Below are 22,621 nucleotides of genomic sequence, written 5' to 3' on the forward strand. Positions count from 1 at the left end.
TCTAGTTTGCCACCAGTTGATATTTTGTGCTTGATGCCACTTTATTCTTCCAGATAATACTGATGTTTTTATGATTAATCTTGTTCATCAGACATCTTTTTGTGAAATAGATTCTGCGGTCATGGTTATCTACGTGAATCTGACTATCGTACTTTATACCGCCGATATCTATTGAAACATCGTAGATGCCATCACAAGGCAGCATATAATAATCTTCCAGTTCCATATAACCGTCTTTGACATTTAAACATGTACGGTACAGTCTGCCGATCATATTCGTCAATTCCGACATTTGTCCATCAGCAATGGCCTTGCGTATTCTGGTGGAACTGATCTTCTCACCCTGATACTCGACTTTCTGTACTGTCGTCGTTGAAACCTCATACCCTGAATCACTAAAAATGGTATCAATACTGCCGGCACCTTTGAATCCATATGAAAAGTCATACCCGGCAACCGCATGCTGAGTATTTAAGTTCATCAAATACTCCTCGACATACTCTTCTGGAGACAATGAAGCGAAAGTCTTCGTGAAATCAATGATATATAAAGTATCCACATCCAAAGTCTCAAGCACTCTGATCTTTTCTTCCAGTGGAATTAAATAATCTACTTTATCCTTGTTGGCGGTCAACACTTCTCTGGGATGAGGGAAAAAGCTCATGACATTTGTTGATACACCGCGTTTTTCCGCTTCATCTTTAGCTGTTTCAATCACTTTTTCGTGCCCTTTATGAACACCGTCGAAAAAGCCCAATGCGACAACATTTTCCTTAGCCTGACTCTGCCAATATCCAAGATTTTCTTCATTGATAAAAATGACTTCCATGTAAAACGCCTCCATTAAAAAGTTGGCTTACTTAACAGTTTCTTCAACCAGTTCTAAATTTCTATACTTACCGCAATTGAAGATTAACGGCTCGCCGTCAACAACTTCAAACTCGTTAACCTTACCGATAAATAACACGTGATCACCTTCAGTGTGTTCATTATATACTTCACATGACAGCTGGCATAAAGCGTTTTTAACAACAGGCACATCTGCAAGCCTGTCGAATTCAAACTTATCTTCGAACGCTTTTTGTCCTGCGAATCTCATCGATTCATCCTGCTGATCACATGACAGAACGTTGACTGAAAACTTTCCGCTCTTTCTGATGCGTTCAAGCATATTCGCCTTATCTCCGACTGAGATGACAATCAGCTTTGGATCAAGTGACACTGACATGAATGCATTTGCAGTCATGCCGTAAGTTTCACCATCAACTTCTGTAGCTATAACGTTTACACCAGTTGCAAATTTCCCCATTGCGTTTCTAAATAATCTACCGTCTTCCATGGAATATTCCTCCTAATTAGATTCTTCGCTAACTTTATTAGTAATTGTATTGTTAATTTCTTCTTCTGTCTCGACGCTCTCTTCATTATCTTTACCAAGAATATTCGTCTTCTGGATAAGGAAATAAAGAACAAATCCTGACACAAGTGCAGGCGCTGCCCCATACAAAGCAAGTATGATGGCCATCATACCCGCTACGCCCATCTCATTTTCATTGCTGACCTGCTTCATCCCGATGGTAATACATAAGTATCCTGTCAGTATCAGCGTCAGAGATAATGCTATTGGTAAAAAAGGTGTGAAAAATGACACGATGGGCAGTATCAATATTCCTGCTGTAAAAGCAATCAGCATCGTGTTCGCACCAGAATAAATGGAATCCATAGATTTTTTACCGTAAGTATAACGTTCTGCAACCGAGGCAGTCCCCGCTGTAAAAATCGGCCCGGACATGCCGGGATGCGGTGCGATAAATGCATTTAACAAGTTTCTTAATGCTGTAATCTTATGCAGATTACTGAATGTGTAACTGATTTTTTCGTCAGGTCTTGCCTTCTCTGCCCGCTTAATCAACTGGTCCCCGACTATAATGTCACCGTAGGCAATGATATATGCCATGATTGCAATTGGAATCGCCTGGATGAACATCTCAATGCTGGGTAAACCGATTACAAACGGAGTGATGGCCCATACTTCCTGGAACGCAAGAGGTGTAATGCCCCACTCGATTGCCGGAACATTATATTCTCCCACCAGTACACCAACAACAATCGCAACCAGTATTGCCGGCAAAATACCGTAGTTCGCAATATTTTTAACCCAGTTGTGACTTTTCGTAACCTTTTTAAAGAACATCGAGAACATTGTGAACAGACAGAGGATGGCCCCGACAGTGATTGCAATCGGAGTTTCTGACATTCTTCCTCCGGGCTCAAGTTCTGTCATGATAGCTGCGATACCAGCGCCTATTAATATCCCCGCTTTTAATGAATTCGGCAGTTTTACCACTACCTTCTCGCCAACGCCGCCGAATGCAAATATGAAATATATCAAGGCAAGTACAATCTGTACTGCAATGATGGCGTGAACCGCTTCAGTGCCTGTCTCATAACCCTGCAGAAATACTACAATCAGAGGGATGAGCGCAGTAATGAACCCCGATACGAACGGAACCCCCATTGATGAGGGCAGCAGCATCAACAATTGGTTGATGACTGTTATCGTCACCGCCGCGCTGAATGATATCCCCATAAAACTGGTCATGATTTCGACCATACTTAGACCTGCTGTAAATAAAACCAGACCTTGAAAGAACTCCGCTTTCTCAATTCTGTAATGTAAGAATGGCAATCTGATTTTCAGTGAGCCTAACGGCCAATACGGCTGCTCTTCTCCATCTTTTCTTTTATAGAAGCTCATATCAATTTCCCCCTTGATAGTCTGTCCCGGATGAGATTCTCATCCAGGACATTTTTTTAGTCTTTATATGGCTCCAGGAAATCGATAATTACTCGGTTAAATTCTTCCACCTGCTCCCACTGCGGCCAATGACCTGCATCTTTGATCACAGTCAGTTCTGCTCCGGGAATCATCTCTTTAATCGGTCCTGCCTGTTCTACGGTCGAAGTCGGGTCATGATCCGTCCAGGCAAGAAGTGTCGGCGCCTGAATTTTGCTGCACCAGGAAGGATCCCAGATATACTGCTTTCTTGCTTCCGGCTCCTGCAGATAAACAATGTTATGCACTGCTTTCTGATATGAAGGCTGAGTGTAAATATCATAGCGGACCTGAATCAATTCATCCGTCACGACGCTTTTATCGTACATCAGCCACTCCAGACGCGTTTTTACGTTTTCATAGTTCGCTTCAAGTACTGCTTTTAAAGTAGAGGCCTTTAGCTTCTCCATTACTTCAGGATCGCTGTTTACGTTACCCGGAGTGTTAAGCACCATTGCCTTAACGTATTCCGGATGCTCTGCTGCAAACCAGCCGGATACCCAGCCTCCAAGTGATTCGCCGGATAAAAATACTTTTTCATGACCCAGAGCTTTTATCACATCAAACAGATGGTCACTGTATGCATCAATGCCGTACGGTTTGTCGGGCTTATCTGTATAACCGTGACCCAGCATATCTACAACATACAATTTAAAATGCTCTGCAAGACCTTTTACATTTTTACCGTACGCCTCGATGTGACCGCCCGTACCGTGAAGTAAAATAAGCGGTTCTCCTTCTCCTGCTTCGAGAACACGTGTTTTTACACCGTTAGCATCCAAATAAAATAATCTAAACTCTGTATCTTGTACTTCTGTCCAAAGTGACATAAATAAAAAACCTCCACAATAAATTTTTATATCCTAACCTGAATTATTCATAGAAAATCATTAACAGGCAATTAATGCCGGTTTCACTGGCTTTTCAAGGGAATGGCCATTTACTTGAAAAGTGAAAAAAGAACCCAATTCTGATAAGGTTAAAGCACTACCAAATAACCATCAGAAAGGGTTCTTATAATGGCTACTTTACCGCAAATCTCACTGGATTTCAATCGCAAGATCAAACTTTCAAACGACGGCGGTGCACTGTCATCGGATACGGGCAGTTTCCTCTTCCGGGAATTCGATGAAACAATCGGATTCTCAAAGACGATTAACCAACATCTGCACTTGAAAGACGACCGGCTGTACCACATCCATTCCAATGCAAATCTGTTGCGTCAGAAGCTGTATCAAATAATCGCCGGCTATGCAGAAGATGATAGTGCCGACCATCTGACGACAGATCCAGTGTTTACACAAATCCTCGGGTCCGATGCATTGGCGTCTCAGCCCAGTCTATCACGGTTCTGGTCCCGTTTTGATGACACAAGCATTGAGCAGCTGGACCGTGCCAATCAGACACTGTTGGATAAAGTCCATGCGCACCGCCAGTCGGAAGCGCTCATCATCGACTTGGATTCCACCCATGCGGATACATATGGCGCCCAGGAGGATGCGGCCTACAACACGCATTACAACACGGTCGGTTTTCATCCTATCATTGCGTTTGATGGGATGACGGGGGATTTTCTCAAAGTCAAACTGCGGTCGGGCAATGTGTATACCTCCAATGGGGTCGTCGATTTTGTACAGCCGCTCATTGCTCACTACAATGAAAAGTTTCCGGCAACGACACCATTCCTCCGCGGGGATAGCGGTTTCGCCGTGCCGGCGTTGTATGAGTTATGTGAAACGGAGTCGGTCGCTTACATCATCCGCCTGAAATCCAATGCCATTCTTCAGCGAATCGCGGATGAAATGTCTCCGGCCACAGCGTCTGACATTACAGAGACGGAATATCATTTCGAAGCCACGGAGTATCAAGCGAAATCTTGGTCCAAACCGAGAACAGTGATTGTTCAGTCGGTCCGCCCGGCGAATGAACTGTTTTTCACGCATTCATTTTTCATCACAAATCTTGGTGATGCCTTTTCGCCAGAGAATATCGTCAAGGTTTACAACAAGCGCGGTACGATGGAGAACTACATCAAAGAAGCCAAGAATGGCTTCCGGATGGACAAGATGGACAGCCATACCTTCCGGATCAATGCAGCGAAAATGATGCTCAGTCTGTTGGCCTACAATCTGACGAACTGGCTGCGCACCCTCTGCTTTCCAGACGGCCAACAGACCATGCAGATTGAGACCATCCGGATACGCATCATCAAGGTGGCCAGTAAACTCGTGAAATCCGCCCGGTCTCTTCAATTTAAATTGTCCAGCAGTTTTGTATACAAGGATTTTTTCGACCAGGTACTCCGGCGGATTCAGAGACTGAAACTGGAGTGAATGCGGCAGGCATCCATTTTTTAAACACTGATGTTAGACCAAGGGTGTAGTCTGTCCAAAAACAGATCCGTTTTAGAAATTCGTTCTGAAATGTTGTTCAAAACAAGAAAATCACTTTGATTTTGCCAAGCAAATAGAAAAATATTAGGAATCATATAATTTTGAAGCAATTGACGGTTCAACTGGGAAGTATGAATAATTCAGGCCTAATTATTAACTTTCGAACCTACCCAGTTTTTGTTCACAGGTGTCGTTTCAAAGAACGCATCCGGTACCGCCGGGCCCCACCATAATCTGCCTTTTGAATCATAATCTTCTTTCGTCCAGCCGATTGGCGTAAGATCCTGATCACGGTTGTAGTCACCGGAATAGATTTCGATTCTATGGCCGTCAGGGTCACGGATGTATAAGAAGAATGCATTGGATACGCCGTGGCGTCCCGGACCATATTCAACTGAGTCACGATAACCGGCATCAGCAAGTAAATCTGCTGTTCTTACAACTGCCGATACACCGTCAACGATATACGCGATATGGTGAAGTGCAGTTTCCTCCTGTTTAACAAGCGCCACATCATGTGTTGATGTTTTCGCCCTTGTCCATGCAGCAAATTTTTCATCGCCGTCCTGAACATATTCAGAAATGCTGAAACCAATCTTTTCCCAATATTCCCAAGCTTCGTCAACACTTTTCACACGAAGGTTCATGTGGTCGATCCGAACCGGCGGAATACCATTGAAGACATGTGTATTTCTCATTGGCAGTTTTTCAACGCCGGCTCTGCCTTCTCCGACATCAACCTGTTTCATGGAATGATAGAATTCCACCGGGTGTCCGCTCGGTTCTGCTACACGCAGCGTACGGCCGCGGCCTGGATGCACGCCTTCGATCATTTCAGTTTCAATACCCATTTCTTGATGCAGTGCTTCAAGTTCATCTAAATACTCTTCACTCGAAACTCTTAAACCGAAGTTTGCAAGTGCTGCTTCTTCATTCTTCGTAAGTACCAATGTATGAGTATCAAATTCATCTGTCGCTTTCAGATATAGACTGCTGTCTGTTCTGTCCACTTTGATGAATCCTAAAGTATCCACATAAAATTTCTCTGATCTATCTAAATCTGAAACGTATAACTCTATTTGTCCAAGTCTTAAAATCATAGCTTTTCACCCTTTATTTAATTTTTAACCTCTGACTCCGCTGTCAAATCCGAATAGTTCTTGTCCATATGCTGCTACTGCATCTTCATTCAACGATGTTTTATGTGTGGCAAGCGAAACAAGGTCTCTGAAGAATAATTCTATCGGACCGCCTTTATAAAGTGCACCGCCGCCCAGCGTTAAGATGATTCTCATGCCGATATCCACACATAGTTTGATCAGCTTGGTACGGATTGCAAAGAACTCTGAGTTATCAGTCTTACAGCCGTCTTTTTCATAATCTTCCAGCAGGTCGATATATTTATCGAGCATCGCTTCCGCAGCAAGAAAGTCCTGGGATATTTCTGCAACTACACGCTGGCTTCTTGGCGATTCACTTTCACGGATGCCATCCATCAGACGGTATCTTTTCTCAGTCTGCTTTTTAAACTCTTCTATCATTCTTTCTGCAGCGCCTACAGCCATTACCGGGAAACCGAAATAGAATGTAGGGAATAACGGCTTGTGATAGAACGGATAATCTTTTTCATAATTTTCAATAGGCGGTCTTCTTGTTTCTTCAGCTTCAGCCACTTTGAAAATTCTTGAATCGGGAACAAATACATTTTCCAGTACAACCTGGTTGCTTCCGCTTCCTCTTAAACCGAAAGTATCCCAGTTTTCAACAACTTGAAGTTCGTTTCTCGGGACGATCGGCAGAATGAATTCTTTTTCTCCCTTTTCATTCTCCACTTTCAATCCAACACCGACCCAGTCAGCATGATTGACGCCACTTACAAAGCTCCATTTACCGCTAATGATATAACCGCCTTCTACACGTTCACCTTCACCAATTGCTGCGAAGATATCTGCGATCAGTCCGCCGTGTTCGTAAATTTCATCCTGTCCTTCCTGAGGCAGGTATGCCGGAAGCATATTATGAAGCGGATATAAGAATGATAACCATGCCGCAGATAAGTTGTAATTAGAAACTGTGCGGAGCACTTTAACAAATGTTCTTAAATCTACACCCGGTCCACCTTGGTTTTTAGGAATCATCATTTTCGTAATTCCCACTTCTTTCATCAGTTCGACGACTTCTGGCGAGACACTCGCATTTTCTTCAGCTTCCTGTGCTTTCTCTTCAGCAAGTGCACCGACTCGCTTAGCACCTTCTATTAGCTCTTCTTCTGTCAATGCAGAATAATTTTCAACTGATTGTGTCATTTTCAAAACTCCTTTTTTAATTTTCTGTTTTGTATGCGGTTTCAACTATGTTTCCCATTGTAGCCGATGAATTTTCAGAAAACTAGAACACTGAATGTCAGACATTCAATATGAAATGAACACTTTTTGTCACATTGTGATTTATTAATCAAAGTACTGTGTCAATAAAAAGAAGCCGCCTTATGACAGGTCGACTTCTTTAAGTACTATGACTGCTTTTATGATGAGCAGCAGATGATTGCTGACATTCGGGTCTCTTAAATCCTTTTCAAGCAGCTCTTCTATTTTTTGAATACGGTGTCTCAGCCCGCTCATTGATAATGCCAGGTCTGCAGAGGTGTTCTTTAAATTGCCTCCATTTGATAAGAAGTAATAGAGTGTTTTTAACAACTCATTGTTTATATTACCTTCAGTATCCTGGAGACCTTTCAATTCTTCATCCGCAATGTACTCGATACTTTTCTTGTTGTTGGCGTTAATCAGTGCCCCGACTATACCCAGTTCTTTATAAAAAACCACTTCATTCTGGACAGCGAGACGACTCGCGATGACCGCTTCTTCCATGACTTTGCCTGTATTCTCTATACCTTTATTCACATTGCTGATGCCGATCACCAGTCCATTGCCGGAGATTTTTTCAACCCTTTTCTTGTATTCCTTGACTGCTCCAGTCATCTTTTCAGGTGACATGACCATCGTGATGACTCTGTCATTAATGATTGCCGTCAATACCGTTTTGTTTAATTTTTTGAAGTATGTATATGTTTCCTCCTGTACTTTCTCCTGAAATGAAAACTCTTCTTCAATCGAATCAAAAGGTTTAGCTGCATCCAGAACGAATATTAAATATGGATCATCAAAATCGACTCCGATATATTTGCCCCTTCGCAGCAACTCTGACTTAGATCCTTCTTTATGGATGACCTGCTCTAAATAATGACCTTTCATACGGCCAAGCGTTTCGATTTTCGCTTTTTCATTCTGCATAATCAGAGCGACAGTATTGGCCAGATGATCCAAATATAAATGCTCCTCATGATAGTTCGAGTGTGTCCGCGGACCGGTAATTGTCGAACAGTATCCGAGTATTTCCTTTTCAACGACGATTGGGACGATCACCCGGTGATAATGTTCAGTTTCGTGTACGTATTGTTGAAATGGAACCGAGTATCTCCCTTTTTCTTCTACAAGAAACTTGGGTATATCCACTTCACTGTCACGTTTTAGACCCTCTACATCATCAGCTGAAAACCCTGCAGAAGTAATGGTTTCAAATTCAAGGTTATCAATCGTCAGGGGCATATCGGTAAACTCATATGCTTTTATCACTATCGAATTTAAATCTCTGCCGTTTACTACTGCTTCAGTCAACTCTTTCTGAAATTCAGATAAGGAAGTGATGAACTCTGTCTGTTCCAACAGCTGATCATATGTCACTTCAAGCTCTTTAATGATGGGCGTTTTATCCATAAGCCCGACAGGCACATGATCCACATCACCCTTCCAGTCTTCTTTCGGTCTGATCATCCATTGACATGCATGATCTCCGCGGGCAACACAAGTGATTTCTTTGGCGATAAGCACTTTATTGAAAATAGTCGACATCATACCGCTCGAATAGCCGGTCAATGTGTGGCAGACGGGTGTCTCGGACGGCCCCAGACGGGATAGATGTTCCTTTGCCTCATAGGAACCGTGCCACTCACCTCTTCCAACCAGTGTTTTAAGAGTGCCGTCTTCGTTATATTCGATATCACATCTGTGATCGATGCCTGTTATATGTCCATTTCTTATATGTTCCTGCGGCCCGTCAACCACGTATTGTTCCAAAGGCTTTTTTATTTTAAGCAGTTCATTCGCGTCCTGAACACCCATATCCCAGCCGAACTGGAACAGGAAACTTGCCAGACGGGAACCACCGATGTGCTGAACGATATTCTGACGCAATATACCCATTGAAGATTTGGACAGCCTGAGCTTGTTTGTATCCTCTGCCCGTATGGGTTTAACACGATTCTCCCCTACAGAAACTTTCATTAAACCACCCCTAAAGAAATTTATTTGATGTATGTCAGAATTTCTTATTAATTTTCAGAAATGTCAACATGATATTAGTCAGTTTAGAAAACGCTTTCCATTTTGTCAATTATATTCGGGCCAAATAAAAAAATACCAGACTGAGATTTCAGTCCAGCACTTGAAACTTTATACATTTATATCAGGAGTGCCTGTCTCGATTTTTCGTGTTTATCCAGCATGATATGTTCTGGTTGAATACCCTCGTTACGCAGAATCGCGATATTTTCACTTAGGAATTCATCACTGCCGACAACATAAAAGAGTCCTTCTTTATCCTCCGCCAGCTGTTTCACCCGCTCGTAATAACCGCTTCGGTTATCGATAAACTCAGATGTCAGTCCATTGCTGGACTCAGGTACGAACAAATCCGGGAACAGATAGTTTTTAGAGGAATCTATATTGAGTGAATATATTTTTTCAACCTTATCAGAGTTGTTCAGATAATCGAGAACCAGCGGTCTGAAAGTTGCGATTCCTACACCTGAAGATAACAGGTAAACTGATTTACCCTCTCTTTTCAGTGGAACATTCGAGTGTGTTTTAAACAACGCCACCTGCTCGCCTATTTCCAGCGCATCCAGACGGTGCTTGAACTCTGAACGCTGCGCCCTTACACGCGTCGTGATCCCTATCGTTTTCTCGTCTGGCAATGTACAGATGGACATATGCCGTATTAAACTTCTGTTCGGTTTTTCTCCTGCATTGAAACCTTCCAGAGCAAGGTGCGTATGCGCGCCTTCTTCCCATGTGAAATCTTCAGGGCACTCCAGTATATATGTTTTAGTTTCAGGCGACTCTTCAACTACATCTTTGATCTTCGTCCAATAAATTTTAACCATATTAAGCGCTCCTAATCCATATTAAGTATGTCATTACATATTAATATACCCTAAGTGATAAGGATTCTCAATTAAACAATTTTAAAACAGCTGCTTCCAAATGAAATCAGTCGTTGGTACTAGAAGATTATAATCAATATTTATCTGCTCAAAGTGTTAAATCTCGGAGTTTTACAAAAATATATTCTGCATGTCCATCATGTGAAACGATGCGAACTGCAGAGTAGCCGGCGAGAAACAACTCCTGAAATTTCCCGCGGGTTTTCAGACGCCAGTCCAATGCGAGCGGAGGTTTTCTATGAATAATTCAGGTTCATATCTTTATATAATAATTTCTCAATACACATCTTCATTCATTATCGGTGCTGACTCTGAAAACAATTCCTGGAGCTTCTTGTTGATCTGCTTTTTCTGATAGGTTTTCCTATAATTCGTCGAAATTACCCATAGAGCGGTTTCTTCATGCTCGGGGTGTTTTTCATCATTCAGTATCGACATCGTTTCTTCGAAACCGTGGATACCCCCTGAATCTTCGATTGGAATCGGTCCTTTTCGCTTACCCACTGACGGATAGACGGGAGAGGGTTTCTGTAATAGCTCAATAAGCTCAACTTTATGTTCCCAATTATCTCCGTAATCATAGAGATAAGTCATTTCACCGTGCTCAATTAAAACACCGTCGACCATCGTTTCAGTTCCATTCAAATGTATAGTCCCCGACTGTGCAAATTCTGTGTTATCTTCATACGTCCCATACATATGAATGTACTTATTCCCCACATTGAATTGTGCCAGATGTGATGTCCACCAGCCCATCGCTCTTTGAATCACCAGATGAAATTCAAAGAAGTTCAGCCTTGCCGGGATGATGAGTTCGCGCTCTATTGGCACGTGTGCATCTTTCAATGTCACTTTCACACGCATCGCATTATATGCCCCGATACTTATTCTGCTCTTTGTAATGCCGCCAGACGTTTCAGGTTGACCTTTTTCAATGCTTTAAAAACTTCAGGATATATATAGCCGTGACTATCAGCCTCACCGGAAATTCCAAAATGGAACAATGCCTCGGTTTTACCGTTCACTTTAAAGTAGCGGTCATCATTGTCTACAGCCTTCTGCAGAGATACAACTGCATCATATGGCAAACTGACCAGCGCCTTGTCCATAAGGTCCGGGTCTGTCAGGACATGGTAGATCACCAGCTCTTCAGTCTGGCCCAGCTCGGAATCCACCGCAAAATTCAGGTTGCCGGTAATGGTTTTTAGCCCAGTCACAGGATACATTTCCAGCTCATTTTTCAAAGTGGCTTCTTCACCGACCCCATATACAAGATTCCTAACATGTTCTGGAAGTTTATCCAGATATTCTGATCCAGTTTCCAGCTCTTCATCTGGAATAGAAAGAAATAGTTCTTCTTCATCAAAAATGAATTTCATCAGCCCTTCGACAACCGACCTGTGAAGCACGCCTTTCCCATTCTTATCTTCTATCAATAGAACAAAGTCCGTCAATCCAGGATACTTGGATGGTTTGTAGTCCAGTGTATAATATTGTGTCAGCGTCGTTGTCTTGTGCAGGCGTTTAATCAAATTCATTTCACCTTCTGTCAGTACTTCAACGACCAGCTCTAAAAAATATCCATCCTCGCTTCTGAATGTCAGCACCTGGGCAAGTTCCTCCAGATTCCTAATCATATCCATGCCCTCAAGTCCGATATTCGCACGGATCAGATCGTTATTCGACAAATATTTTCTGTAAAATTGTAACGGCTTCATAGCATCGTCCCCTCGTATGTATATTTAACCTTGAATGTTCAATCTCATCAAAACTTCATTATTCTCTTCGTCAAAACCTGTTCTTTTAAACCCGAGCGACTCCAGCAAATACTTCATTTGTACGTTTCCTTCAACATAGTCGGCAACGAGCACATCATAACCCTTATCTTTTACAGCCATTTCAATGGCCGCTTCAATGATTTTCCGGCCATATCCTCTCCCCTGATGCTTTTCATCCACCATCATCCGCCAGATCATATATTCTCTTTCCTCTTTGTCCAAGTCCAGCAATAAAAATCCCACGACTTCATCCTTATCATAGACCGCATAAGGAAAAACATCATCGTTTTTACGGTACAGCCAGCATTCGGCAATCGACCGTACATTCGGGGCGACGAATTTAGATGTTTCCTGTGCATCATTTACCTTCAACTCAATCACTTCATAAAAATTGTCTTCTGTGATCTCTTTCAGTCCAACCATAGACTTATTCCCCTTATCATATAAAAAAACTGTCACTATTAATTTTATAGTGACAGTTGACTGTTGTCTATTTTCTATTCATATCAAAATTACTTATTCTCTTCAAAAGCCTTCACAGCTGCCTGCGCAACCTGCATATCCTGATCTACAGCGCCGCCGCTGACACCGACTGCTCCGACGACTTTGCCGTCTTTTTCAAGTGGGTAGCCACCGCCGAAAACTACGATGCGCCCCTGGTTGGTCGTGTTCAAGCCATACAGTTCACCATTCGGTACTGTTGCCTCTGCAAGGTCTACAGTCGGCATTTTAAGTGCAACAGATGTCCACGCTTTGTTCTGTGCAACATCAAGACTTGCAATCCAAGCGTCGTCCATACGGTGTGTCGCGATTAAATTACCACCTGCATCTACAATTGAAATTACCATTTGCACGTCAATACTCGCCGCTTCTTTTTCTGCAGCATCAATCAATTCTTTTGCTAAATCCAGATTCATTTCACTCACTTTATTACCTCCTGATCATTATTCGATAATACTAGTGCTTTTCGTGAAAATACTCATTATTGTTGTTGACATGATTTTATCATAGAGATAGTTGTTTTTATACAATTCAGCTTATTCATCGATCGTTGTATTAACAAAATCATACAAGCCATTTTGAGTCAGTACAACACCTGTTACATTATCATTGTATGCTGTAAAGTTCTCACCATATCTGACAAATATCATCGGCGACTGCTCATTAATGAATTCCTGTGCCTCTGAATAGATTTGTCCCCGAGTTTCTTCATCTGCTTCACGACGACCGTTATTCAACATTTCATCCAGTTCATCATTTTCCATGAATGAGCGGTTGCCATCTATGCCTACATAATCTGAATGAAGTAACGGTACAATCGCATTATCAGGATCTGCCGTCGAGTTATTCCAGGAGTAAGTGAACATATCATATTCACCATTACCTGTTGCTTCTAAAAATGCACCCCACTCCATCTGCTGAATATCCAGATTAATATTCAGTTCGGATAGTGCTTCCTGCAGATAAATCGCCATATCAATCCGCTCGTCACTTTCATCATTGACTGCAATCGATATATCAAATCCATCAGAATAACCTGCTTCATCCAATAATTCCTCTGCACGTTCCATATCATACTCATAACCTTCTAGATCTTCATCGTATCCAAGCATACTAGGAGGCAGTATGCCTTGTGCTTTACGTCCTGAACCATTGAAAATACCCTCAATAACTGACTCTCTGTCCAATGCATAAGAAAGTGCCTGTCTGACCAATGGGTCATCCATCGGTTCATTTTGAGTATTGATGCCAATATACTCCACCAAATTAGATTCAACCGCTTCGAGTGTCACTCCATCAGTGTTGTCCACTCGTTCAAGATTCTCCGTGCCGATACCGTTGATTACATCTGCATTGCCTGTTTCAATTTCTGCGATTCTGGCACCTGTTTCAGGGATTACATTAAATGTGATTGAATCCAACTTCGCAGGTTCCTCATAAAACTCTTCGAATTTCACAAGTGCAGTTGATTCACCTGGAGAGCGGCTGTCAAACTGCATATAACCTGAACCGATTGGATTTGATTCGACAATTGAACCCAGGTGCGAAGATATCTCACCTGCTTCTTCCTGCAAATCTTCTCCACTGTCCCTCGCTTCATAGTACTCTTCCAAAGTCATATCGATACCGGCTTCAGTGATTGCATTCTCATAATCTTCATCAATCTGGTTTTTACTGATTATGTTCCCCGCACCATGTGCAAGGTTCATGATTAACGGTGCATATGGATATTCAGTCACAATATTTACAGTGTAGTCATCGACGATTTCCACATCTTCAATCATCTCAAGTAAAAATGCTCGCTCTGAGGCAACCAGCGGATCGATGATACGGTACATATTCGCTTCAACAACTTCTGCATTAAATTCACTGCCGTCATGAAATGTTACATCATCACGTAATTCAAACTGCCAAGTGTAATCGTCGACCTGCTCGTAACCTGTCGCCAATTGATTGATGATTTCTCCATCTGCCGAAAATCCGACCAAGCCATCGAATATGATATTTCTTAAAAGTTCTGATGGAATATCATTACTGCCGTGAGGATCCAGCGACACCACATCTCCTGAAGTCGCAACGTTTAAATCTCCACCATCGCTCACTTCTTCACCTTCGTTTCCATTCTCTTCTGCTTCCGGGTCAACATTGCTGTCATCAGCACACGCAGCCAGTGTAACTGAAATTACAATGAGTAATATCAACTTCCAAGATTTCATAATTTCATTCTCCCTATTATGTATTTAAAACTACAAGTAAAATTTTAACATTTATCAATGATGATAGAAAGCGTTTTCAAATTTTTTAGGGTCTCAAAATAAAAATCCCGACTGATATCGCCAATATTAGTCGGGAAGAATTTTATTCACCTGTAACAAACATTTTGACCAAAGAAATTAAATTTATTCCTTCGGTTTATACCTAGTATAGATTTAATCCTCCTATTCATCCGAATGCCGGTACCGCTCGCGGTTTCGCTGGCGGTAACCGTACGTGCTCTCTTTTATCACGTTCTCATCCTGGACGCCGGCTCCGATGGCGGCGACTACCGTGGACAACGAAGCGGCAAACCATGCCAGCTCAATGTAAAAAAAGACGTTGATCTGGTCGGGCTGTATTTCACTGACGACATAACCGGGCGGCAGGAGCACCAGTGTTGCGGTGAGAAACATCAGAAAAAGGACACCATAATAAAATAATACGGAAATGAACAAAGTGAACAGCGTTGCCCCATTATAGAGTTTCAGTATCTGCTTGTGTTTCTTGCCTCTGACCGGCTCCCACAGTTCATGGGAGATGATGATCCATAAGGTCATTGCGATTATCGCAAGAAGCGATACAGCAATCAGACGTTCTGTCGGAAATATATTGCTCAAATTCCATGACGTTGAAAATATGATGCTGAAAGTGCCTGTAGCGAAAGCGAGTGCCACTACCGAACCCAGACTGCGCATCATGTTGAACGGATTGTTTGCAGAAGACATCCCGCTTATCAGCCGCAGATTGCCACGCCAGTTGTTTTTCATATAATAGACCGAATGGCTGGATTCGGTTTCTTCAAAATGTCTTTCTTCATAATAAATTTTGCTGGTTTTCAAGTAACTGTTGAAGACGCTTGTCAGCTCTTCTCTGTCTTTTTTTGTTCTGACATTTTCAATGATGGAAACGATTGTATTGAGTGCACTTTTTCTGATTGGCGGCCAGCCGAATGCCGGCAGTGAAATCAGTCCCACATCCGTCCCGTCGTTTATATCGATAGCGACGATATTGCCGTTACGGTATATTGGAAGGTCTGTGATAAAAATCGTATAATCCCAATCATACTTATCATGATACTCATCCGTCTTTCTGTACAATTCTTCTACCAATTCAGCATAGCCCGTCAGAGGATCGATATAAATACCGACTTCCCACTCAATATCTGCATCCACTTTTTTATTGAGTACATCCGGCAAGTCTTCCTCGATCTGTTTCGCAAGACGATCCGGCGCCCCCGGAGCGGCAACGATCCCGATGTATTTACTCACCATATCATTCTCCCTCCTCGGATTCGTCATGTGTTTGTTTTTCGCCGGCGTATTCTTCCTCTTTATCAGCTTTGGATTCTTCCTTTTCTTTCTTCTCTTCCTCTTCGAGCTGCCTGTATCTGTACCACTGACGATAGGAATATGTCACATTTCGAATATTCTCTTCTTTTTCGACAGTGGATCCGAAAGCACCCGCCAGAATTCCAAGTGAGGCAGTAAGCCATATCAGGTTCAGATAGTCCGACCACTTTACATCGGAATCCACATCCGTCCATGTTTCAAACAGTCCCATCGGCACGAATAACAGAATTGAAATTGTGAGCAGTACACTGACAACGAAATAATTCATCAAAGTCATTCCTGTAAGTGTAAGTAAGGTAGTGAGGTTATACAGCCGCCGGTAGGCTGGCTGGTTTTTCGTTGATGTACGCTCCCATAAATTATGGGTGTATATCAGCCATCCGACCATGCCGAAAACTGCAATGAACATAAGCAGTAGAAACCGCCACAATGAATAGTCAAGACTCAATTCCCAAGGTGTACGGAAAATTGAAATATACGTACCTGTCGCAAATGCCAGTCCGATAATCGTTTTAAAGTTCCCGTATTCTGTCCAGGGTTCATTCAAATAAGTCATTCCGGTTACGAGATGAAACCAGCCACTCACGGTTGATTTAATTACATAGCGATAGGTATCGTCCTCACCTGATTCAACCTCGGAAATCCGGTTTATAAAACTCGGCTGCACCTTCTCGGTCTCTTCCGTTTCCTGATTATCGTACAGTACGTCCATATGATGGATCAAAAGAGTTTTGAGCTTGTTTTTATTTCTGAAAACACCAAGAGCAGGCATTGAAATCAAAGAAATCTTATCATTATAATCAAATTCAGACAGGACGACCTTTTTGCTCGATATACTCGGCAGATCGGTGATAGCTATGGCCATGTCCCAGCTGTTATTTTCTTTGATGGAAGCCGCTTTACTGAAAATATGGTCGATATATTCTGATGAACTTGCCAAAGGGTCGGATTGATAATCAATCTCCCAGGTGATTCCATCATCTATTGATGTCCCGGCCAGTTCCTTTAAACTTTCCATGATATCTTCAAGTATTTTTTCTGGCAGACCAGGTGCTGTAATGACCCCTACGGATATTTCATTCATGATTTCCCTCCCTCAGTAACTTGTGTATTTTACCTGCCGCAGAACATTAAATAAACCGGTGGTCCAATATGTAAAACTATTTAAAGTTCAGCCATTTTTTGATAGTTCATTATGTCGATACCCGTATAGGCCTCTGTATAATCGAACATCAATGTTTTTCTGTGAACAGGAAAAAATAAACATACAGACTGTTTCAAATATTTAAGACTTCATCTGGCACGGAAATTTCATGTACTATAGAAGAAAGACTACTTAGGAGGAATATCATGGCAATCGATTATCATTCAAGACTGAATCAACTCATTACAAGTACGAAGAGTAGGGATGCCGAACAGGTTATCATCACCGATCCGGTAAACATCTTTTACTTCACCGGCTTTTACGCAGACCCGCATGAGCGTTATATGTCACTCGTCATAGATTCTGCCAACGAGAGTTATTTGTTCGTCCCGGCACTGGACCGGGATGCTGCTGCAGAAAAAGCTACGGTCGATTATATCGTCCCCATCTCTGACGAAGAGGATCCATTCGATATATTGGGGCAGCATCTGGAGTCGTCCGTCCATAACATCGGAGTGGAAATGAACGTCATGACGGTGGCGCATCAAAATGGTATCAAGTCCCTTTACTCAAGTGCCGGATTTGTCGATATCCAGCCGGCGATTGATGGTTTGAGGGTTTATAAATCCAGGGATGAAGTCGAAGGTATGAAAAAGGCTGTCAATATCATCGAGAAGGTATTGGAAGATGGCTTGAAAACCATCAAAGAAGGGATGACGGAAGCGGAACTTGTGGCCGAGTTCGAATATTTGATGAAGAAATACGGCTCAGCAGGGCCATCATTTTCCACCATGGTTTTGTCAGGTGCCAAAGCTGCCCTGCCTCACGGCAAACCTGACAATACAAAACTTGAAAACGGTGACTTTTTATTGATCGACTTCGGCGTCATCACCTACGACAGATACTGCTCCGACATTACAAGGACATTCGTCATCGGTGAAGCTGATGACAGGCAGAAGGAAATCTATGATATCGTCAAGCGCTCCACTCAGGCCGGGGTGGATGCCGTAAAAGCAGGCGTCCCGCTGAAAGAATTCGATATTGCGGCTCGGAATGTCATCCAGGAAAGTGGTTACGGGGAATACTTCAATAACAGAGTCGGCCACGGACTTGGAATCGAAGTGCATGAAGCACCTTCCATCCATCATCTGAATGAAGACATCGCCCAAAAAGGCATGGTCTTCACGATTGAACCCGGCATTTATATTCCAGATTACGGCGGCGTCAGAATTGAAGAGGAAGTTTATATCAATGAAGACGGTGAATGTGAAGTGCTGACGACTTTCCCGAGGAATCTAAAAGAAATATCTTTATAACAGATTAAAACCAGTACTTGAAAAAATTCAGTACTGGTTTTATTTTAATCATTTCTCTCCCGCTCCATCAGCACATCATAATGATGTTTTTCATGTATCAACAGCAGCTTTACCGTCTGAACAATGTTCGGATAGTCCGGTACCGGGTCCGGATACCTAATGGAGTAGGCTTCATCATCGCTTAAATTCTGAACCAACTTCTTCAATTGCTCCGTCTCTTCTTCAAGCATCAATCTGAGCTCGCCTTTAGAATACCTTCTGTCCATATCCGGCTCCAAAAATTTCGGCGCTTTCATCGTTGCTCCTGCATATATATTTTCCATCTCACCGTTATGTTCCTTAGTTTTGAATATGCTCATCTTAATCAAAAGTCTGCTCACCGGCAAATAAACTTCAGAAGCCTGCCTTGTGAGTTTCAATAATAAGTAACAATGATAAATGACTTCACCGATACTCCATTTATCATTCTGCACTCTTTTATGAATCTCTCCGTTAAATTCTTCGGTTTTAAAATATTCATTTCTTAAAATTTCGAGCGCACCAAATGATTTTCTGATCTCTTCATTCATCCCATCACCCTCATCCAAACGCTTTAGTATAACGCAGTACCCCGCTCACCCCATCCAGCCCGTCCGCTTCCAGCGCCTTCACTAGAAATGCTTCATCCGGTACTTCAAATGGAGCTGTAATACCAAACATGCCCGCCGGTTGATATCCAAACTTTCCATAATATTCAGGAGAACCTACAATGCTGATATACTGATAACCCTGATTTTTTGCCCGCACCTCGGCTTCCCTGATGAGAGCAGATCCGATTCCTTTGCTTTGCATACCTGGCCTGACAGCAATAGGTCCGAGTGCGAGACCTGTGTTATTCACTGATTCTCCGACTGCCACTTCACTGAGCATCGTATGCCCCAGCACCTGCTCTTCTTCCACCGCCACAAGCTCAAGCTCAGGGGTATAAGTTTTCTCTGCCCGTATCTTCTTTACCAGCTCAGCCTCACCCTGGTAACCATGCTCAGTTTCAGTAAAACTGTCCCTGAGTAATAAATCCACTTCATTGAATTCAGTTACATTTATACTTCTGATTTCCATCTTTTTCTCCTTTATAACAGACATTTTCTATTTTTATTCAAATACCCCTGACTCAGGCAGTTTAATCGTCTGAATGAATTTCAAATGTTACAATCATTACTATTAGTAACCTTGTATTTTATGGAAGGAGCAAGCCTATGAATACGAAAGAAAATGGATCAGTTTCAGAAACAAATAACGAGTCCAATAATACCCAGAGTGAAGTGATAGAGTTGAAATCATTCAGTCTGGACAGCTCGGAAGGTATGATGTGTGATGCCGGCACAGGTATTTGCGGACCAGTCAATGAAGAGAAAGAGGATAAAAAATGAAAATAACAATTTGGTCAGATTTTGTATGCCCGTTCTGCTTCATCGGTCAGGCACATTTGGATAAAGCACTGGAAACATTCGAACATAAAGATGACGTGGAGATTGAATATAAAAGCTACCTGCTGATGCCGGATATGGAATATCAGCCAGGCGTTTCGTATTATGAATTTTTCGCTGATAAATTCGGCGTCCCTGTTGAAAAAGCGAAAGAACAGCTGAAGCAGCAGGCGGATACCGCTGAAGGTTCCGGCGTCATCATGAACCACGACATCGCAAAACCTGCGAATACTTTTGACGGCCACCGCGTATTCCAATACGCAGAAGAACAGGGTAAAGGCACGGAATTTTTCAAACGCTTCTATGCTGCACACTTTACAGAAGGCGAAATTATCAGTGACACAGATGCCATCGTCCGCATGTCCGAAGAAGTCGGATTGGATGGGGGCGCGGTCCGGGATATTGTTGAAAACGGAAAAAATACAGATAAGGTCGAACAGGATATCGCACAGGCACAAAAGCTCGGTGTGCAGGGTGTCCCATTCTTCCTGGTGAATGATAAATACTCCATTTCAGGCGCCCAGCCGGTTGAGTTATTCCAGCAGGCACTGAATCAGATCTGGGAAGAAGAAGCATAAAGAAAAAGCAGCTCATACCGAGCTGCTTTTTGTCATCTCTCTTCGAAGTTTTCTATACCCTCGACTCTCTGTCTTTCAAAAAAGTTCTGGAAATAGTATTCCAGTGAATACTCATCCAAATGTTCTTTATAATAGATTTTCGCTTCTTCATCAGGATCCGCAGCAGTCAAAGCCTCAATTGTAAAGCTTCCCATTGAGCCGATGGCTTGGACCACTTCTATTTCCAGCCCCTGATTGTACTGGGCAAGGGAGACAAAATCCGTTTCGCCTTTATCAAGCACCTTTAATGCATCGAGCACATCATCAATCGTTGGACTGTTATTTTCCCCCTGACTCATCGTCAGACTGGTGAATGGATCTTTGTCCCAATCTTCACCCAGCTTATTAGACTTGAACATGTCAAATATTCCCATATCATACTCCTTTCTGATAATTTATCATATTATCGGTTCATTCCACTTGATGACTTCTGCACCTTCCACCGGTACTTTCCCTTTACTTAACACGTGAGGGACAAAATGAAACATTCCCAAACGGCCGTCATGTTTACTCTCTTTCTGAAAATACTCAAGTGTATCCTCAGGTATCCGGTTCAATTCAATATAATCTGCCGTCTCAAGCAGTTCAATATTCTCAATGGCTATCGGCGACTCAGGGCCGTCATAATATTTTTTATTGTAATGATACAGGACGTTGTCATTGCTTTTTAAGTCATCAATTGGAACTTTATAAAATTTCAAATCGTTTTTTAAATTTAAATCCAGCTTTTTAAGTTCTTTATAAATAAGGTGTGGATGCAAAGTTGAAAAATGAACTGCATCATTCCACAGGCAATCGAGCACGGGAATTTTCCTTTCCAGTAAAAATGCTCTTTCAGGGTGGTCATCATACTTGCTGTTATATTGCGCATACAGATTTTCATCCAGGTCCTTCAGTCTGTTTAAAGGCATCAAGTAATTTCCCGACATGTTTTTAGGTACCATGTGATATACGAAATTCATAACTTCTCCCCCATTTGTATTAATTTCACCTTAAGTCTTTTAACATATGGAAAGCTGTGAAATCTTTCTTTTTGATGGTAACCAGCGTTTTATAGCCTTGTTTTTCATAATAATCCACATTTTCCGCATTCGCTGTATAAAGGTAAATCGGACGGCTGACTGCTTTAGAATAGTCGTCTATTGCATTCATCATTGCTTTGCCGACACCCCGGCCCTGATATTCAGGACTGACTGCGATCATTTCCAATAATATAGCATCTTCAGGGATTTCATCAGGCTTTTGCATGGCCCTATACATTTTGAAAAGATTTTTATATTTGACCCTTTTCGCAACCGGCAGGACTTTCCTGATATTTTTAAGCAACTGCTTGAGCATTGAAAAACCATGCCTGTCATCAGTTACTTTTGCTGAAAACACCCCGGCCACATTACCATTGTATAATGCAACATCGACTTTTTCTCCGTGTTTTTTAAACACTTTCAACTCTATCTTCAATAGCTCGGTAAATAACCCTTCTGTCTCTGAATCGCTGAAATCAAAAGTGTTTTTCGCAAATTCTTCCGTTTGAAAACTCTTTGCAATAACACCCGCCGCCTGGTCGACATGTTCATTCTTCATTTCAGTTATTTGTACTGAATTCATGTGAAACTCCTTTTAAATAGCTAAGTGGTACATCTCTTACGTTAACTTTTATTATACAGCAATTTCAGGAAAGATT

General features: G+C 42.2%; 24 protein-coding genes. 4 read left to right on the plus strand and 20 right to left on the minus strand.

Translation table 11 applies throughout. The features are described 5' to 3' along the window. Window position 1: 1 nt before the first annotated feature. From ACY8DT_RS05145 to ACY8DT_RS05160, 4 genes are read right to left on the minus strand one after another with little or no spacing between them, the layout of a single operon-like run. Complete coding sequence (locus tag ACY8DT_RS05145; RefSeq protein WP_462421849.1) at window positions 2–829, minus strand: FAD synthetase family protein; 828 nt, start codon at window positions 827–829, stop codon at window positions 2–4. A gap of 27 nt (window positions 830–856) precedes the next feature. Continuing rightward, window positions 857–1,339 (minus strand): flavin reductase family protein, encoded by a 483-nt coding sequence (locus ACY8DT_RS05150; RefSeq protein WP_462421850.1) that lies wholly within the window; start codon window positions 1,337–1,339, stop codon window positions 857–859. Window positions 1,340–1,351: 12 nt separating this feature from the next. Then, the gene (locus ACY8DT_RS05155) at window positions 1,352–2,758 is read right to left on the minus strand and encodes a xanthine/uracil/vitamin C permease (protein WP_462421851.1); all 1,407 of its coding nucleotides are present in this window, start codon (window positions 2,756–2,758) and stop codon (window positions 1,352–1,354) included. A gap of 56 nt (window positions 2,759–2,814) precedes the next feature. Beyond that, window positions 2,815–3,666, minus strand: coding sequence for an alpha/beta fold hydrolase (locus ACY8DT_RS05160; RefSeq protein WP_462421852.1), 852 nt, complete (start codon window positions 3,664–3,666; stop codon window positions 2,815–2,817). 189 nt (window positions 3,667–3,855) lie between these two features. Between ACY8DT_RS05160 and ACY8DT_RS05165 the strand changes: the two genes are divergently transcribed. Beyond that, on the plus strand, window positions 3,856–5,169 hold the full coding sequence (locus ACY8DT_RS05165; RefSeq protein WP_462420189.1) for an IS1380 family transposase: 1,314 nt from the start codon (window positions 3,856–3,858) through the stop codon (window positions 5,167–5,169). Window positions 5,170–5,375: 206 nt separating this feature from the next. Here ACY8DT_RS05165 and hpaD read toward each other — a convergent pair whose 3' ends face one another. The 11 genes from hpaD to ACY8DT_RS05220 form a co-directional block, all read right to left on the minus strand. Further along, window positions 5,376–6,329 (minus strand): 3,4-dihydroxyphenylacetate 2,3-dioxygenase, encoded by a 954-nt coding sequence (gene hpaD, locus ACY8DT_RS05170; protein ID WP_462421853.1) that lies wholly within the window; start codon window positions 6,327–6,329, stop codon window positions 5,376–5,378. A gap of 24 nt (window positions 6,330–6,353) precedes the next feature. Continuing rightward, window positions 6,354–7,535 (minus strand): acyl-CoA dehydrogenase family protein, encoded by a 1,182-nt coding sequence (locus ACY8DT_RS05175; protein ID WP_462421854.1) that lies wholly within the window; start codon window positions 7,533–7,535, stop codon window positions 6,354–6,356. A 180-nt stretch (window positions 7,536–7,715) separates the two neighbouring features. After that, window positions 7,716–9,572, minus strand: coding sequence for a V4R domain-containing protein (locus ACY8DT_RS05180; RefSeq protein WP_462421855.1), 1,857 nt, complete (start codon window positions 9,570–9,572; stop codon window positions 7,716–7,718). A 176-nt stretch (window positions 9,573–9,748) separates the two neighbouring features. After that, entirely contained in the window at window positions 9,749–10,453 is a 705-nt protein-coding gene (locus tag ACY8DT_RS05185; RefSeq protein WP_462421856.1) for a ferredoxin reductase domain-containing protein, read from the minus strand. Window positions 10,454–10,789: 336 nt separating this feature from the next. Further along, complete coding sequence (locus ACY8DT_RS05190) at window positions 10,790–11,377, minus strand: plasmid pRiA4b ORF-3 family protein (protein WP_462421857.1); 588 nt, start codon at window positions 11,375–11,377, stop codon at window positions 10,790–10,792. A gap of 20 nt (window positions 11,378–11,397) precedes the next feature. After that, on the minus strand, window positions 11,398–12,231 hold the full coding sequence (locus tag ACY8DT_RS05195) for a hypothetical protein (RefSeq protein WP_462421858.1): 834 nt from the start codon (window positions 12,229–12,231) through the stop codon (window positions 11,398–11,400). A gap of 24 nt (window positions 12,232–12,255) precedes the next feature. Next, window positions 12,256–12,714, minus strand: coding sequence for a GNAT family N-acetyltransferase (locus ACY8DT_RS05200; protein WP_462421859.1), 459 nt, complete (start codon window positions 12,712–12,714; stop codon window positions 12,256–12,258). An 89-nt stretch (window positions 12,715–12,803) separates the two neighbouring features. After that, complete coding sequence (locus ACY8DT_RS05205) at window positions 12,804–13,208, minus strand: GlcG/HbpS family heme-binding protein (RefSeq protein ID WP_462422225.1); 405 nt, start codon at window positions 13,206–13,208, stop codon at window positions 12,804–12,806. Between the two features lie 120 nt (window positions 13,209–13,328). Beyond that, window positions 13,329–15,008: a glutathione ABC transporter substrate-binding protein gene (locus tag ACY8DT_RS05210; protein ID WP_462421860.1), complete on the minus strand. Its 1,680-nt coding sequence runs from the start codon at window positions 15,006–15,008 to the stop codon at window positions 13,329–13,331. A gap of 222 nt (window positions 15,009–15,230) precedes the next feature. Next, complete coding sequence (locus tag ACY8DT_RS05215; protein WP_462421861.1) at window positions 15,231–16,319, minus strand: MFS transporter; 1,089 nt, start codon at window positions 16,317–16,319, stop codon at window positions 15,231–15,233. 1 nt (window position 16,320) lies between these two features. Beyond that, window positions 16,321–17,481 (minus strand): hypothetical protein, encoded by a 1,161-nt coding sequence (locus ACY8DT_RS05220; protein WP_462421862.1) that lies wholly within the window; start codon window positions 17,479–17,481, stop codon window positions 16,321–16,323. 266 nt (window positions 17,482–17,747) lie between these two features. Between ACY8DT_RS05220 and ACY8DT_RS05225 the strand changes: the two genes are divergently transcribed. Further along, window positions 17,748–18,857: a M24 family metallopeptidase gene (locus ACY8DT_RS05225; protein ID WP_462421863.1), complete on the plus strand. Its 1,110-nt coding sequence runs from the start codon at window positions 17,748–17,750 to the stop codon at window positions 18,855–18,857. A gap of 44 nt (window positions 18,858–18,901) precedes the next feature. On the opposite strand, the gene ACY8DT_RS05230 is transcribed toward ACY8DT_RS05225, so the two are convergent. Both ACY8DT_RS05230 and ACY8DT_RS05235 read right to left on the minus strand, forming a co-directional pair. Next, window positions 18,902–19,426 carry a DinB family protein gene (locus ACY8DT_RS05230; protein WP_462421864.1) on the minus strand — a complete coding sequence of 175 codons (525 nt, stop codon included), beginning with the start codon at window positions 19,424–19,426 and terminating at the stop codon, window positions 18,902–18,904. A 10-nt stretch (window positions 19,427–19,436) separates the two neighbouring features. Further along, window positions 19,437–19,955, minus strand: a complete 519-nt coding sequence (locus tag ACY8DT_RS05235; protein WP_462421865.1) for a GNAT family N-acetyltransferase — start codon at window positions 19,953–19,955, stop codon at window positions 19,437–19,439. Window positions 19,956–20,092: 137 nt separating this feature from the next. On the opposite strand from ACY8DT_RS05235, the gene ACY8DT_RS05240 reads away from it, so the two are divergent. Continuing rightward, window positions 20,093–20,266, plus strand: coding sequence for a hypothetical protein (locus ACY8DT_RS05240; RefSeq protein WP_462421866.1), 174 nt, complete (start codon window positions 20,093–20,095; stop codon window positions 20,264–20,266). Beyond that, window positions 20,263–20,901 (plus strand): DsbA family oxidoreductase, encoded by a 639-nt coding sequence (locus tag ACY8DT_RS05245; protein ID WP_462421867.1) that lies wholly within the window; start codon window positions 20,263–20,265, stop codon window positions 20,899–20,901. Before ACY8DT_RS05240 ends, ACY8DT_RS05245 begins: the two co-directional genes overlap by 4 nt. Before the next feature lie 32 nt (window positions 20,902–20,933). Here the strand turns inward: ACY8DT_RS05245 and ACY8DT_RS05250 are convergent, their stop codons facing one another. Genes ACY8DT_RS05250 through ACY8DT_RS05260 form a run of 3 tightly spaced genes read right to left on the minus strand, consistent with a single transcriptional unit; the run spans window position 20,934 to window position 22,545 of the window. Next, the gene (locus ACY8DT_RS05250) at window positions 20,934–21,314 is read right to left on the minus strand and encodes a hypothetical protein (RefSeq protein WP_462421868.1); all 381 of its coding nucleotides are present in this window, start codon (window positions 21,312–21,314) and stop codon (window positions 20,934–20,936) included. A gap of 24 nt (window positions 21,315–21,338) precedes the next feature. Beyond that, window positions 21,339–21,902 (minus strand): group-specific protein, encoded by a 564-nt coding sequence (locus ACY8DT_RS05255; protein ID WP_462421869.1) that lies wholly within the window; start codon window positions 21,900–21,902, stop codon window positions 21,339–21,341. A gap of 25 nt (window positions 21,903–21,927) precedes the next feature. Beyond that, complete coding sequence (locus ACY8DT_RS05260; RefSeq protein WP_462421870.1) at window positions 21,928–22,545, minus strand: GNAT family N-acetyltransferase; 618 nt, start codon at window positions 22,543–22,545, stop codon at window positions 21,928–21,930. Window positions 22,546–22,621: the final 76 nt, after the last annotated feature.

This window comes from Salinicoccus sp. Marseille-QA3875, from assembly GCF_054950095.1.

Bases quoted from the DNA above. Each gene is read 5' to 3' on its own strand.
- ACY8DT_RS05145 (WP_462421849.1), bottom strand. From the start codon at position 829: ATGGAAGTCATTTTTATCAATGAAGAAAATCTTGGATATTGGCAGAGT.
- ACY8DT_RS05150 (WP_462421850.1), bottom strand. From the start codon at position 1,339: ATGGAAGACGGTAGATTATTTAGAAACGCAATGGGGAAATTTGCAACT.
- ACY8DT_RS05155 (WP_462421851.1), bottom strand. From the start codon at position 2,758: ATGAGCTTCTATAAAAGAAAAGATGGAGAAGAGCAGCCGTATTGGCCG.
- ACY8DT_RS05160 (WP_462421852.1), bottom strand. From the start codon at position 3,666: ATGTCACTTTGGACAGAAGTACAAGATACAGAGTTTAGATTATTTTAT.
- ACY8DT_RS05165 (WP_462420189.1), top strand. From the start codon at position 3,856: ATGGCTACTTTACCGCAAATCTCACTGGATTTCAATCGCAAGATCAAA.
- hpaD (WP_462421853.1), bottom strand. From the start codon at position 6,329: ATGATTTTAAGACTTGGACAAATAGAGTTATACGTTTCAGATTTAGAT.
- ACY8DT_RS05175 (WP_462421854.1), bottom strand. From the start codon at position 7,535: ATGACACAATCAGTTGAAAATTATTCTGCATTGACAGAAGAAGAGCTA.
- ACY8DT_RS05180 (WP_462421855.1), bottom strand. From the start codon at position 9,572: ATGAAAGTTTCTGTAGGGGAGAATCGTGTTAAACCCATACGGGCAGAG.
- ACY8DT_RS05185 (WP_462421856.1), bottom strand. From the start codon at position 10,453: ATGGTTAAAATTTATTGGACGAAGATCAAAGATGTAGTTGAAGAGTCG.
- ACY8DT_RS05190 (WP_462421857.1), bottom strand. From the start codon at position 11,377: ATGCGTGTGAAAGTGACATTGAAAGATGCACACGTGCCAATAGAGCGC.
- ACY8DT_RS05195 (WP_462421858.1), bottom strand. From the start codon at position 12,231: ATGAAGCCGTTACAATTTTACAGAAAATATTTGTCGAATAACGATCTG.
- ACY8DT_RS05200 (WP_462421859.1), bottom strand. From the start codon at position 12,714: ATGGTTGGACTGAAAGAGATCACAGAAGACAATTTTTATGAAGTGATT.
- ACY8DT_RS05205 (WP_462422225.1), bottom strand. From the start codon at position 13,208: ATGAATCTGGATTTAGCAAAAGAATTGATTGATGCTGCAGAAAAAGAA.
- ACY8DT_RS05210 (WP_462421860.1), bottom strand. From the start codon at position 15,008: ATGAAATCTTGGAAGTTGATATTACTCATTGTAATTTCAGTTACACTG.
- ACY8DT_RS05215 (WP_462421861.1), bottom strand. From the start codon at position 16,319: ATGGTGAGTAAATACATCGGGATCGTTGCCGCTCCGGGGGCGCCGGAT.
- ACY8DT_RS05220 (WP_462421862.1), bottom strand. From the start codon at position 17,481: ATGAATGAAATATCCGTAGGGGTCATTACAGCACCTGGTCTGCCAGAA.
- ACY8DT_RS05225 (WP_462421863.1), top strand. From the start codon at position 17,748: ATGGCAATCGATTATCATTCAAGACTGAATCAACTCATTACAAGTACG.
- ACY8DT_RS05230 (WP_462421864.1), bottom strand. From the start codon at position 19,426: ATGAATGAAGAGATCAGAAAATCATTTGGTGCGCTCGAAATTTTAAGA.
- ACY8DT_RS05235 (WP_462421865.1), bottom strand. From the start codon at position 19,955: ATGGAAATCAGAAGTATAAATGTAACTGAATTCAATGAAGTGGATTTA.
- ACY8DT_RS05240 (WP_462421866.1), top strand. From the start codon at position 20,093: ATGAATACGAAAGAAAATGGATCAGTTTCAGAAACAAATAACGAGTCC.
- ACY8DT_RS05245 (WP_462421867.1), top strand. From the start codon at position 20,263: ATGAAAATAACAATTTGGTCAGATTTTGTATGCCCGTTCTGCTTCATC.
- ACY8DT_RS05250 (WP_462421868.1), bottom strand. From the start codon at position 21,314: ATGGGAATATTTGACATGTTCAAGTCTAATAAGCTGGGTGAAGATTGG.
- ACY8DT_RS05255 (WP_462421869.1), bottom strand. From the start codon at position 21,902: ATGAATTTCGTATATCACATGGTACCTAAAAACATGTCGGGAAATTAC.
- ACY8DT_RS05260 (WP_462421870.1), bottom strand. From the start codon at position 22,545: ATGAATTCAGTACAAATAACTGAAATGAAGAATGAACATGTCGACCAG.